Raw genomic sequence first — 11,860 nt, 5'->3', positions numbered from 1 at the left:
GGAATCAAGCAGCATGGAAAGCAAATTTGAAAACCTGACCATCGGCCTTTTTGCCAAGGCCGCTGGCGTCAATGTGGAGACCATCCGGTTCTACCAGCGCAAGGGCTTGTTGCCCGAGCCGGACAAGCCCTATGGCAGCATTCGCCGCTATCGCGCCGCGGACGTGACGCGGGTGCGATTTGTGAAATCGGCCCAACGGCTGGGTTTCAGCCTGGATGAAATCGCCGAGCTATTGCGCCTGGATGACGGCACCCATTGCGAGGAAGCCAGCAGCCTGGCTGAGCACAAGCTCCTAGACGTACGCGAGAAAATGGCCGATTTGGCGCGTATGGAAAGCGTGCTATCTGAACTGGTGCGCGCCTGTCACGCGCGGCAAGGGAACGTGTCCTGTCCGCTGATTGCGTCATTACAGGACGGAACGAAGCTCGCTGCATCGGAGCAGGACAATCGCGGGTGACCACGCCTTAGCGTGTTTTATCGTTCTATTTATGAGACGCCCGTGGCAGGTCGAATGGCAATATCGGGCCGGGTTCGGCAGTAGCCCTAACAAGCGGCAACCAATCACTATCAGCGGCTAAACGGCAGGTGACCGGCACATTGCTGACCGATTTGGACTGCGACCGAAGGTCAGCAAAGGCCGAGCTGCCGTCGAATCATGGATGACAAGTTCTCGGCCGGAGCTGCCGGCCAGTCCGCGCCGACTGAACTTCAGCAACCGGCCAGAAGCTGCCGGACACATCTTCTCCAAACCAGCCGCTTGACGGGCCGCTCCGCGCTGATACCTGCCGGATGATCTACTTCAGCAGGTCGGCCAAGTCAGCCGATGATTACAACTCAGCTGAACGGCTGCTATCTCGTCGTTTGCCGCCGCTATATCGGCGAAAGCATGTCGTTCGCTTGTTCGCAAGTACTTGGGGTCATTCGTTAAAAACGAGATCGAACCGTGTTAGGCCGGCGTCTGAAGACACCGATACGCTACCTCTGTGAGCTGAAACAATGGCTTTTGTAATGGCAAGGCCCAGGCCGGTGCCTTCCGATGAGGAATGGGTGCGGGCTTTGTCTGCGCGATAAAAGCGATCGAAGAGGTGGGGGATATCCACGGCTGCGATAGCTTGACCCGTGTTTTCAATGGTGAGGTGGGTGCGTGCGCCTGTGCTTTGGATGCGAACGGTGATACGACCATCCGATGGTGTGTGTCGTAGTGCATTAGATAGTAGGTTGCTTATTGCCCGGCGCAACATGAGCCGATCGCCGGTGATGCGGCCTTGACCTTCGACCGTCAAAGTGACTTGGCGCTCTTCGGCGAGGGCGTCGTAGAAGTCGAGCAACCCTTCGATTTCCTGTTTGAGCTCTATGGTTTCGCTCGAGGGCAGCATGAGGCCGTGATCTGCCTTGGCTAGAAACAGCATATCGGAAATCATGCGTGATAGCCGTTCGAACTCTTCGGCATTCGAGGCAAGCGTCTCTCGATATGCTTGCGCGTCGCGTGGCTGGGAGAGCGCGACCTGGGTTTGTGTTGTCAGGTTGGTGACGGGCGTTCGGAGTTCATGTGCGAGGTCTGACGAGAAGTTTGATAGCCGGTTGAACGCATCCTGAAGGCGTTCGAGCATCTGGTTGAGTGTTTGAACGAGGCCAGTCAATTCAACCGGTATGGATGTTTCGGGCAGCCGGGTATCCAGGCGGCTGGCGGTGACATTCGAGGCCTGCTCTTTCAGCAGCCGAAGTGGCGCGAGTCCGCGGCGTACGACGAACCAACCAAATAGTCCGCAAGCGAGTGCGGCAGTCGTTGCCAACGCGGATAGCGTTTTTTCAAAGCGAACCATGAAGGTTGCGTGGTGATCGATGTCGATCGCTACCGCGACTACCATGGGTTCGGCGCCCGGAATGTTGCTGGGTATCGTTTTCGCGAGCCCCCGAAAGATTTGTTCGCCTTCGTGCCAGTCAAAGGTGTCGGCGCTCTGAGTCGACGCTGCATGGCGGACTCTGTCGATGGGGAAGCTGACGCCAGTCGAGGCATGCAGGGTGTTGCCGTCGGGCGTCAATGCCAGAACGACCAGGTCGTCATGGCCGACAAAGGCGTCGTGGAGTAGCTGGCTTAAAGCGGGGAGTGCGTCGGGGGTGCTGACGCGTCGTACCGCGCTTTCAATCAGGATGATTTTCCCTTGGAGTGCTTCTTTGTCTTGTTCGACGAAATGCTTTTCGATCGCGGAAATCACGATCCCACTGAAGGCAAGCAGCACGCCGCTCGACACCAGCGCGAACAACGAGGTGAGGCGGGTCGTGATCGACCACTTGGTGTTCAATCGACCTCCGGTGCTTCAAGGACGTAGCCCATGCCACGGACGGTGTGAATGAGTTTGGGCTCGAAAGGTTCGTCGACCTTGTTGCGTAGCCGGCGCACCGCCACTTCAATCACGTTGGTGTCGCTGTCGAAGTTCATGTCCCACACCTGAGATGCGATCAGTGAACGCGGAAGCACTTCGCCGTGGCGGCGCAGCAATAGTTCGAGAAGGGCAAATTCCTTGGCGGTCAGCTCGATGCGTTTTCCGGCGCGCGTGACACGTCGCCGAAGCAGATCGAGCTCAAGATCGGCCAGGCTCAAGGTGGTTGGCTCTGTGCCGTTACGCCCCCGTCGAAGGAGCGTTCGAATCCGCGCCAGCAGCTCTGAAAAGGCGAAAGGTTTGACGAGGTAGTCGTCGGCGCCAAGCTCTAACCCTTTGACACGGTCTTCAACCTGATCCTTCGCCGTCAGGAACAGTACCGGCATTTCCTTGCCGCTGCGCCGTACGGTTTCGAGCACCTGCCATCCGTCGAGGCCGGGGAGCATGACGTCCAGGATGATCAGGTCGTGATCCCCGGTGAGCGCCAGATGCAGCCCATCCATGCCGTTACGCGCCAGATCGGTGGTAAATCCGGCTTCACTCAGGCCTTGGCGCAGATAGTCTCCCGTCTTCGTTTCATCCTCTACGATCAATACCTTCATGGTTCGACGCTCCTGTTCGTTTCCCGCGCAGTGTGCCAGTGCCGGCGGGCCTCGGGCGTAGATGACAAAGATGTAATGCGCAGGTCAGCTGACTGACGGACTGGGCTGCTCAGACTGACGGTTCCAAACGATAAGGCTCGCAGAAGTCTACGTCGTCAACCTACAGGAGTCATCATGCCGGCACGCTTTTCCCCCATAGGAATACCTGTCACGCTGAATCGTCGCCGATTCGTTCAGGGTCTGGCCGCCGGCGGTGTTCTTGCCGGTCTGCCCGGGCTGTTGCACGCGGCGGCGGACCGAGCCCCAAGCACTGTCACCGGCGCTGCACCGGTGTTGCGCGGAACCGAAATCGATCTCGTGGTCGCCGAGTCGCCCGTGAACTTCACCGGTAATCCGCGCATGGCGACCACCATCAATGGATCGATCCCCGCGCCAACCTTGCGCTTGCGCGAGGGCGACACGGTCACCATCCGGGTGACCAATCGCCTGCGTGAGGCCACCTCGATTCACTGGCACGGCATCATTTTGCCCTATCAGATGGATGGGGTGCCCGGCATCAGTTTTGCCGGCATTGCGCCGGGCGAGACCTTTACGTATCGCTTCAAGCTTGAGCAAACCGGCACATATTGGTACCACTCCCACTCCGGCATGCAAGAGTTGACCGGCATGTACGGCGCACTCATCGTCGAGTCGCGCGAGGGCGAGCCGGTACGTGCCGATCGCGACTACGTCGTCCAGTTGTCGGACTGGACCGACGAAGCGCCGATGCAAGTCTTCGCCAAGCTGAAAACGCAGAGCGATTACTACAACTATAACCAGCCGACGGTGGCTGACTTCTTCCGCGATGCGTCTACCGACGGGTTAAAAAGCGCCATCGCCAAACGCAAGATGTGGAACGAGATGCGCATGAGCCCGACTGATCTGGCCGATCTGTCCGGCGCGACGCTGACCTTCCTGATGAATGGCACGACACCGGCTGGCAATTGGACCGGCCTGTTCCGACGTGGTGAGCGGGTTCGCTTGCGTTTCATCAACGGCGCGGGCAACAGCTTCTACGACGTGCGTATTCCCGGTCTCAAGATGACCGTGATCCAGTCGGACGGCGTCGACGTCGAGCCGGTGACGGTGGATGAGTTCCGCTTCGGGCCGGGCGAGACTTACGACGTGCTTGTCGAACCCAAGGACGACGCCTACACGCTCTTTGCCCAGGCCATGGATCGAAGCGGCTATGCACGCGGAACCCTGGCAGTGCAGCCGGGACTGACTGCGCCGGTGCCGGCGCTGGACAAAGTCGAGTGGCTGACTATGGCCGACATGATGGGGGCCATGGGCGGTATGGCCGGGATGGACCACAGCGCCATGGCCGGTGGCATGAAGGACATGAACCACGCGGCGATGCCGATGCAGCACAACATGCCCGGCATGAACCACGGCGCCATGGCGATGGATCACAGCCAGCACGCGATGGCCGAGAATCCGCTCGACAAAGCCAGCCAGACGGTCCGCCATGCTCGCACCGAATACGGCCCGAGTACCGACATGCGGGTCGACATGCCGCGCACCAACCTCGACGACCCCGGCATCGGCCTGCGCAACAACGGCCGTCGTGTGCTCACGCTCGCGGATCTGTCCACCGTCGGTGGCCCGATCGACCCGCGCGGTGCGGAGCGCGAGATCGAACTGCATCTGACCGGCAACATGGAGCGCTACGCCTGGTCTCTCGATGGGCTGGAATTTGGCCAGTCCACGCCAGTGCATCTGCGCTATGGCGAGCGTGTGCGGGTGATTCTGCACAACGACACCATGATGACCCACCCCATGCACCTGCATGGCATGTGGAGTGAGCTCGAAACCGCAGATGGTGCCTTCCAGGCGCGGCGCCACACCATTCCTGTTCAGCCCGCGCAACGGATCAGCTTTCTGGTGACCGCCGATGCGCTCGGTCGATGGGCCTGGCATTGCCACCTCATGTTCCACATGGACGCGGGCATGTTCCGCCAGGTGGTGGTGTCATGAACACATCGAATAGCCAGGGAAAACACATGAATACACTGTCGATTCTCGCCGCATCTGTGCTCGTGCTGGGTGCCGCCCCCACGCTCGCCATCGCCGCCGGCGCGCAGGGCCAACACGTTATGGAAGCGGCTGGCGCTAAACCGGAGTCCGGTGCCAGCCCGATGAAACAAGCTGCCGCGCCCGCCGCCATGCCGATGGACGCCATGGACCACGGCGATATGAACATGCAAGGCGGCTCAGCGCCGGCCGATGCGCGAGACCCCCATGCCTACTCGGGCGGCTACACCCTGGACAGCGGAAAATACGCCCTGGCCGGGCCGCGTCAGCTTCGCCTCGCCGATGAGCATAGCTTCGGTACGCTGCTGCTCGATCGGCTCGAACGGGTCGACACCCGCGACGCGACCTCGACGGCCTTCGATGCCCAAGCCTGGTTTGGTCGTGACTACGATCGTCTCGTGGTCAAAGCCGAAGGCGACTATGCCAACGGCCGCCTCGAAGAAGCCCGCACCGAACTGCTTTGGGGGCACGCCATCGCGAGCTATTGGGACGCACAGCTCGGGCTGCGCTACGACACCGGAGAGGGGCCGGACCGCTCCTGGCTCGCGTTCGGTATTCAGGGTCTTGCGCCGTACTGGTTCGAGCTCGACGCCACAGCCTACGTCGGCAACGAAGGCCGGTCGGCCTTGCGTGTTGAGGCGGAGTACGAACTCCCCATCACTCAACGCCTCGTGTTGCAGCCGCGTGGCGAAATCAATGTATACGGCAAAAAGGATGAAGCCAATGGCATGGGCAGTGGCCTGACCGACGCCACCTTCGGACTGCGTCTGCGCTATGAGGTCTCGCGTCAGTTTGCGCCCTACATCGGAGTGGAGTGGAGCAACAAGTTTGGCCAGACAGCCGATCTAGCACGCGCCGAAGGCGCATCGACCCGTGAAACCCGTTGGGTGGCGGGACTGCGCTTCTGGTTCTGACAACGCCGAGTCATACGGCGACTTTGTGGCAACTAACCCTTGGAGATATACATGATGAAAAAAACACTTTCGCTGATCGCTTTCGGTCTTTTACCGGCGTTCGCCATCGCTGCCGGTAGTCACAGCGGCGGCCATGCCATGCCAATGCACGAAAAAAAAGCCGACCACATGCATGACGTGCCTCATGCAGAAGACCACGCGGCAAACATCGGCGTCCCGGGCAACCCGGCCGATGTCGTGCGGACCATCGATGTGTTGATGGACGACAGCATGCACTTTGTGCCTGATGAGATCACCGTCAAGGCGGGTGAGACGATTCGATTCTTTGCCCGCAATACGGGACAGATGAAGCACGAAATGGTGATTGGCTCGATCGCCGATCTTAAATCCCATGCTGAGATGATGCGCAAATTCCCCGGTATGGAGCACGAAGAGCCCAACATGGTCACGCTCAAGCCCGGTCAGCGCGGCGGGGTCGTGTGGAAGTTCGACAAACCCGGCACCGTGGATTTCGCCTGCCTGATCCCCGGGCACATGGAGGCCGGCATGATTGCCAAGGTGACAGTGACTGAATAGTTGTCATCCGCTTCCAAGGTCCCGCAATGCTGACCTCAAGATGACAACAATGTCATCTTGAGGTCAGCATTTTGTCGAGATGGCCGGCGTAGCCTTGAACTCAGGAATTCAACAGGAGCGCCATCATGAAAACCTTGGCAACGACACTTTTGAGCATGTCTGTCTTCTTGACCGTACCGGCGTTTGCCGACCAAAGCCACCACCCGGACCAGGCCGCGGCCGAGGTGCCAGCTGGTGCAATGCTTGAGCGAATGCAGGACAACCTCAAGATCATGCAGGGGCAACTGCAGCGCGCGGCGGGGGCAAAGACCGACGAAGCGCGGCAGCAGGCCATGGCTGAGCATATGCAGACTATGCGAGAAAACATGGGTATGGCGCAGGGCATGCAAGGCGGCATGATGGCCTGTCCGATGATGCAGGGTGGAATGGGCATGATGGGTGGCGGCGGGATGCCGAAAGACATGGGCGCTCGCATGCACAACATGGAGCAGCGCATGGACATGATGCAAATGATGATGCAGCGCATGGGGGGCGCCGGAGGTGGCACACCAATGCAAATGCCGAATCAACAAATGCCGATGCCGATGCCGATGCCCAAATGAGTGAGCACGCGGCGGCGGTGAGCCGCCGCGTCACCTCCTTTTCCGGAGCATGAAATCATGAAGTGGTTTAACAGTCTTGTCGCCGGTTTGCGCCGTTGGATGGCATCAAACGCGAAAGCGCACGCTGATGCAAAACCGCATGCCTGCTGTTCAGCGCCGCCACCCGGTGCAGGCCGGCAGCGGCAATGATCTCAAAGGACGTTCGCATGAAGAAAGCCCTTAGCGTTGCTACGCTGTCAATCTTGATCACATTGTCGGTGGGCGCATCGGCGCAAGCCTGGGATGTCCCGAAGCCATCACAGGGCTTGATGCCGAATCCGAGCGCCGGAAAGCCGTTGTTCGAAAAAAATTGCGCGTCCTGTCATGGCGCCGATCTGAGCGGAACCGACAAAGGCCCGGCGTTTCTGAATCGGGTTTATGAGCCTTCGCATCACGGCGATGTGGCATTTCAGCTCGCCGTAAAAAATGGCGCGCGCGCCCATCATTGGAAGTTCGGTGACATGCCCGCCGTGCCGGGCGTGACGCCCGACGATGTGGCCCACATTACGGCCTACGTCCGCATGCATCAACGCAAGGCGGGTATTCGCTAGTGACGCATGGCGCGACCACCGGTGCCTCATCAACCGGCCGGCAGGATTGCCGCCTGAAGCGCACGGACTGATCCGCGCAAGGAGAAAGAGGCGATGTGGGCATACATGATGGAGGGGCAGGGGTGGGGCCATATGGGGGCCGGTATGATCTTCATGGCGGTTTTCTGGATCCTGGTCATCGTATTTGTCGTGATGCTTGTCGCTCGCCTGCTGCGTCCCCGAGCCAGCAATGATACGGCGCAGGCGCCTACCGTGCAGGACGTACTTAAAAGACGCTATGCGGCAGGGGAAATCGGCCGTGATGAATATGAGCAGAAGATGCGCGATATCGGAACGTGATGTCGCTGGATCGACGCCGGCCTGCTCGCGCGGTGGCTTCGCCCCCTTTGTAGGGCTGCGGGGCTTTCGTCGTTATGGTTCGGCGCTGTCGAGATGCCTATCGTTTTGCGTCAGGCGTCGCCCCGGCCTTCGACTGGTGTGTGCGGGGGCTCGAATTGTGTACATTTGATGCCGACCATCCAGCGTAGCGCGGCTTCTTCGTGGACCATGGCGTCGACGGCGAGCGGATCGAATTGGCGGCCAGCCATGGACAGGATTTCCGCTTTGGCGGCATCGAAGGGTAATGCGCTGCGGTAAGGGCGGTCCGACGTCATGGCGTCAAGCGTATCGATAACCGCGAATAAGCGCGCCCCCAGGGGGATAGCTTTGCCAGCCAGTCCGTGTGGATAGCCGCTGCCGTCGAAGCGCTCTTCATGGCACAACACCACCTGCGCCGCCAAGGCCATGTCCGGCAGGCGGCTCACGATGTGATACCCGTCCTCCGGGTGTTGACGCATCACCGCCCATTCGGCCGCGTCGAGCGGGCCCGCCTTGAGCAGGATGTGGTCTGGGACGCCGATCTTGCCGAGATCGTGCAAAAGTGCGCCCCAATAGATCTGCCGCAGCACCGACGCGTCGTCGGTGAATTGGCGCGCCAACACCTGGGTGTGGCAGGCCACGCGACGTGAGTGCAGGCCGGTTTCGCGCTCCCGCAGATCCAGCGCTTCGGCCAGAGCTTCGACAAAAGCCGCGTGCGAAGCCGCTTCGGATTTGGCCGGGATGGCGTCAATCTGCTCAAGAAAACAGCGCTCGCAAAGCGGTGGCGCGCCCGCAGAATTGATTGGATTCGACTTGAGCGCCGCCGCGCAGCACGCGCACTGCATCGGGCGGCCGTGTCCGGATGTCATCAGTGACAGCCCGAGGGTGGCCCAACTTGCAGCTGGCCGATCTCGCACTCTTCGGTGTAGTGCACGAAGCCACGGCGCAAACGCTCGGCCCAGCCGTTGCCCAGCCGGGCGCCGGCCTCTGCCAGAACCGCTTCTATCTGCTCGGCGGTAGCTTGCAGCAAATCGTAGGTCACGCTCATGTGAGCCCCTTCAATGACCAGTGTTTCGATCCCCATCATGGCGCTAATGCTGGCGTGCAAAGCCTGTGCCTGGTTTTCGTCAAGTGACTTGTCGAGCACGAACTGGCGCCGCTTCAGCACTTTCAAGCCTTGCTGCTTGGGGGCCGGCTGGCCGGGGCGTCCAATGTAGAGGTGGGGGTTGGTGACAAAGCGGTCGTGGCACTGCGCCGAACAAAACGCAAAGGGCTGGCCTTGATAGTCGGTCGGGTGGCTGTCCGGGGCGACCATCATGCCGCAGACGACATCCTTGACGCGCGTGTGTGTGCTCATGTCGTTGATCCTTGAATCAGATATCGACGCGCCGCAGGCGCAAGGCGTTGGCGATGACCGACACCGAGGACAGGCTCATGGCCGCGGCGGCGAAGATGGGGGAAATGAGGATGCCGAGGAAGGGATACAGCACCCCGGCGGCGACCGGCACCCCGGCGGCGTTGTATACCAGCGCGAAGAACAGGTTCTGGCGGATGTTGCGCATGGTGGCAACGGAGAGCTTGCGCGCTCGCACGATGCCGGTCAGGTCGCCCTTGACCAGGGTGAAGCCAGCACTCTCGATGGCCACATCGGCGCCTGTGCCCATGGCGATACCCACGTCAGCCTGGGCCAGTGCGGGGGCGTCATTGACGCCGTCGCCGGCCATCGCCACCTTGTGTCCGGCCGCCTGCAGTTCCTTGACGATGCGCGCCTTGTCGGCCGGCAGCACATCGGCGCGGATCTCATCGATGCCGAGCTGGCCGGCCACGGCGCGGGCAGTGCGCTCGTTGTCGCCGGTGGCCATGACGATGCGCAGCCCCTGCGAGTGCAGTGCCTTGAGTGCCGCCGGCGTACTGTCCTTGACTGGATCGGCGACGCTCACCAGACCGGCGATCTCGCTTCCAATCAGCACGAACATCACGGTTTCGCCCTGGTCGCGGCGGCGATTGGCTTCGTCCATGTCGCGGCGGGCATCCACGCCCAGTTCCTCAAGCAGCTTGGCGTTGCCCAGCGCCACTGCTTTGCCATCGACCTCGCCTTTGACGCCTTTGCCGGTGATGGCCTCGAAGGCGTCGGCCTTGGTCAGTGAAACGCCGCGCTCCTCTGCACCGCTGACAATCGCCTCGGCCAGCGGGTGCTCGGAGCCACGCTCGAGGCTGGCGGCCAGGCGCAGCACCTCGTCCTCATCATGCCCGGCGGCCGGTAGTACCGCGACCAGTTTTGGCTTGCCCACGGTCAGCGTGCCGGTCTTGTCCACGATCAGGATGTCGACCTTGGCGAAGCGCTCCAGCGCCTCGGCGTTCTTGATCAGCACGCCGGCCTGCGCGCCGCGGCCGGTGGCGGTCATGATCGACATTGGTGTAGCCAGCCCCAGTGCGCAGGGGCAGGCGATGATCAGCACCGCCACCGCCGACACCAACGCATACGCCAGCGCTGGCGTCGGCCCCCAAACGGCCCAGCCGATAAAGGCCAGCGCTGCGATGCCTACAACGGCCGGAACGAACTTCCCCGCGACCGAATCGGCGAGTTTCTGGATTGGCGCACGCGAGCGCTGTGCGTTGGCCACCATGTCGACAATCTGCGATAACAGCGTGTCGGCGCCGACGCGCTTGGCTTCAATGATGAGTGAGCCGGTGCCATTGATCGTCGCACCCGTCACGGCATCGCCTTCGGTTTTTTCGACCGGCACGGGCTCGCCCGAAATCATCGACTCGTCGATCGACGAGCGACCTTCGAGCACCACGCCATCGACCGGCACCTTGTCGCCGGGGCGTACCCGCAGCTGGTCACCGACTACGACGTCTTCGAGCGGGATTTCCTCCTCGCGCCCGTCGGGGCGAATGACCCGAGCCGTCTTGGCGGCAAGGTCGAGCAGTGCGCGGATCGCCGAGCCTGTGCGTTCGCGCGCACCCAGTTCCATCAGCTGACCGAGCAACACCAGCGCCACGATCACCGCGCCGGCTTCGAAGTACACCCCGACATGGCCCTCGGCATTGCGGAAGCCGGCCGGGAAGATGTCGGGCATGAGCACCGCCACCACGCTGAACAGGTAGGCGGCGCCCACGCCGAGAGAGATCAGGGTGAACATGTTGAGGCTGCGGTTGATGACCGATTTGACGCCGCGCTCAAAGAACGGCCAGCCCGCCCACAAGATGACCGGGGAGCCCAGCAGCAGCTCGGTCCACAGCGCGGCGCGCTCACCGATCATCTCGCGGATGAAACCCAGCCCCACGAACGGCCCCATGGTCAGGATCAGCAACGGAACGGTGAGCACGGCGCCAACCCAGAAGCGGTGGCGAAAATCGACCAGCTCCGGATTCGGCCCGGCATCCTCGGCAGGCACACCCATCGGCTCCAGCGCCATGCCGCACTTTGGGCATTCACCCGGCGCGTCGCGGACGATCTCTGGGTGCATCGGGCAGGTGTATTGCGTGCCTTTCGGCGCCGGCTTGGCGGCCTTGTGTGCGCCGGAGAGGTAGCGCGTCGGATCGGCCACGAAGGCGTCGTGGCATTTGCTCGAGCAAAAATGGTAGGTCTGGCCCCCGTGCTGCGCCGTTGGTTTTCCGGCGTCAGGCGCGACGCTCATGCCGCACACCGGATCCTTGATCGGTGCGTGCTCATGATGGCAGGCCGTGCCGTGGTCTGCATGTCCTTGAGAGGCTGAGTGGTGCGTAGTCATGTCCGCATTCCTGATTGATTTTGATTGC

The 11,860-nt window shown here is 61.5% G+C and carries 12 protein-coding genes; 7 read left to right on the top strand and 5 right to left on the bottom strand.

Features of this window, described 5'->3' with window-relative positions; translation table 11 throughout:
• Positions 1 to 13 precede the first annotated feature (13 nt).
• Positions 14 to 457 carry a mercury resistance transcriptional regulator MerR gene (gene merR / locus I8J34_RS17875; protein ID WP_214362944.1) on the top strand — a complete coding sequence of 148 codons (444 nt, stop codon included), beginning with the start codon at positions 14 to 16 and terminating at the stop codon, positions 455 to 457.
• Positions 458 to 917: 460 nt separating this feature from the next.
• Here merR and I8J34_RS17870 read toward each other — a convergent pair whose 3' ends face one another.
• Together I8J34_RS17870 and I8J34_RS17865 are read right to left on the bottom strand one after the other, a co-directional pair.
• Positions 918 to 2,303 (bottom strand): heavy metal sensor histidine kinase, encoded by a 1,386-nt coding sequence (locus tag I8J34_RS17870; RefSeq protein WP_214362943.1) that lies wholly within the window; start codon positions 2,301 to 2,303, stop codon positions 918 to 920.
• Positions 2,300 to 2,983 carry a heavy metal response regulator transcription factor gene (locus tag I8J34_RS17865; protein ID WP_144179897.1) on the bottom strand — a complete coding sequence of 228 codons (684 nt, stop codon included), beginning with the start codon at positions 2,981 to 2,983 and terminating at the stop codon, positions 2,300 to 2,302. Before I8J34_RS17865 ends, I8J34_RS17870 begins: the two co-directional genes overlap by 4 nt.
• Before the next feature lie 174 nt (positions 2,984 to 3,157).
• On the opposite strand from I8J34_RS17865, the gene I8J34_RS17860 reads away from it, so the two are divergent.
• The 6 genes from I8J34_RS17860 (at position 3,158) to I8J34_RS17835 (ending at position 8,077) form a co-directional block, all read left to right on the top strand.
• The gene (locus I8J34_RS17860) at positions 3,158 to 4,999 is read left to right on the top strand and encodes a copper resistance system multicopper oxidase (RefSeq protein WP_144179899.1); all 1,842 of its coding nucleotides are present in this window, start codon (positions 3,158 to 3,160) and stop codon (positions 4,997 to 4,999) included.
• A gap of 26 nt (positions 5,000 to 5,025) precedes the next feature.
• A complete protein-coding gene (locus tag I8J34_RS17855; RefSeq protein ID WP_214362942.1) occupies positions 5,026 to 5,970 on the top strand; it encodes a copper resistance protein B in 945 nt (314 codons plus the stop codon).
• Positions 5,971 to 6,021: 51 nt separating this feature from the next.
• Positions 6,022 to 6,546: a cupredoxin domain-containing protein gene (locus I8J34_RS17850; RefSeq protein ID WP_370661891.1), complete on the top strand. Its 525-nt coding sequence runs from the start codon at positions 6,022 to 6,024 to the stop codon at positions 6,544 to 6,546.
• 125 nt (positions 6,547 to 6,671) lie between these two features.
• Positions 6,672 to 7,148 carry a hypothetical protein gene (locus I8J34_RS17845; RefSeq protein WP_214362941.1) on the top strand — a complete coding sequence of 159 codons (477 nt, stop codon included), beginning with the start codon at positions 6,672 to 6,674 and terminating at the stop codon, positions 7,146 to 7,148.
• Positions 7,149 to 7,354: 206 nt separating this feature from the next.
• The gene (locus I8J34_RS17840) at positions 7,355 to 7,738 is read left to right on the top strand and encodes a c-type cytochrome (protein ID WP_230411895.1); all 384 of its coding nucleotides are present in this window, start codon (positions 7,355 to 7,357) and stop codon (positions 7,736 to 7,738) included.
• Between the two features lie 93 nt (positions 7,739 to 7,831).
• Entirely contained in the window at positions 7,832 to 8,077 is a 246-nt protein-coding gene (locus I8J34_RS17835) for an SHOCT domain-containing protein (protein WP_230411894.1), read from the top strand.
• Positions 8,078 to 8,187: 110 nt separating this feature from the next.
• Here the strand turns inward: I8J34_RS17835 and I8J34_RS17830 are convergent, their stop codons facing one another.
• The 3 genes from I8J34_RS17830 to I8J34_RS17820 are packed head-to-tail and all read right to left on the bottom strand — an operon-like array spanning position 8,188 to position 11,832.
• A complete protein-coding gene (locus I8J34_RS17830) occupies positions 8,188 to 8,964 on the bottom strand; it encodes an HD-GYP domain-containing protein (protein ID WP_230411893.1) in 777 nt (258 codons plus the stop codon).
• Positions 8,964 to 9,452 (bottom strand): YHS domain-containing protein, encoded by a 489-nt coding sequence (locus I8J34_RS17825; protein WP_144179907.1) that lies wholly within the window; start codon positions 9,450 to 9,452, stop codon positions 8,964 to 8,966. The genes I8J34_RS17830 and I8J34_RS17825 overlap by 1 nt, the downstream gene beginning before the upstream one ends.
• 16 nt (positions 9,453 to 9,468) lie before the next feature.
• The gene (locus I8J34_RS17820; RefSeq protein ID WP_144179909.1) at positions 9,469 to 11,832 is read right to left on the bottom strand and encodes a heavy metal translocating P-type ATPase; all 2,364 of its coding nucleotides are present in this window, start codon (positions 11,830 to 11,832) and stop codon (positions 9,469 to 9,471) included.
• Between the last annotated feature and the right edge of the window lie 28 nt (positions 11,833 to 11,860).

This window comes from Denitromonas iodatirespirans (genome assembly GCF_018524365.1).
GTDB lineage: Bacteria > Pseudomonadota > Gammaproteobacteria > Burkholderiales > Rhodocyclaceae > Nitrogeniibacter > Nitrogeniibacter iodatirespirans.
The sequence above is the reverse complement of the archived record's forward strand: the minus strand, read 5'-3'. Positions and strand labels throughout refer to the sequence as shown.

Bases quoted from the DNA above. Each gene is read 5' to 3' on its own strand.
- I8J34_RS17830 (WP_230411893.1), bottom strand. From the start codon at position 8,964: ATGACATCCGGACACGGCCGCCCGATGCAGTGCGCGTGCTGCGCGGCG.
- I8J34_RS17865 (WP_144179897.1), bottom strand. From the start codon at position 2,983: ATGAAGGTATTGATCGTAGAGGATGAAACGAAGACGGGAGACTATCTG.
- I8J34_RS17850 (WP_370661891.1), top strand. From the start codon at position 6,022: ATGATGAAAAAAACACTTTCGCTGATCGCTTTCGGTCTTTTACCGGCG.
- I8J34_RS17840 (WP_230411895.1), top strand. From the start codon at position 7,355: ATGAAGAAAGCCCTTAGCGTTGCTACGCTGTCAATCTTGATCACATTG.
- I8J34_RS17855 (WP_214362942.1), top strand. From the start codon at position 5,026: ATGAATACACTGTCGATTCTCGCCGCATCTGTGCTCGTGCTGGGTGCC.
- I8J34_RS17860 (WP_144179899.1), top strand. From the start codon at position 3,158: ATGCCGGCACGCTTTTCCCCCATAGGAATACCTGTCACGCTGAATCGT.
- I8J34_RS17835 (WP_230411894.1), top strand. From the start codon at position 7,832: ATGTGGGCATACATGATGGAGGGGCAGGGGTGGGGCCATATGGGGGCC.
- I8J34_RS17825 (WP_144179907.1), bottom strand. From the start codon at position 9,452: ATGAGCACACACACGCGCGTCAAGGATGTCGTCTGCGGCATGATGGTC.
- merR (WP_214362944.1), top strand. From the start codon at position 14: ATGGAAAGCAAATTTGAAAACCTGACCATCGGCCTTTTTGCCAAGGCC.
- I8J34_RS17845 (WP_214362941.1), top strand. From the start codon at position 6,672: ATGAAAACCTTGGCAACGACACTTTTGAGCATGTCTGTCTTCTTGACC.
- I8J34_RS17820 (WP_144179909.1), bottom strand. From the start codon at position 11,832: ATGACTACGCACCACTCAGCCTCTCAAGGACATGCAGACCACGGCACG.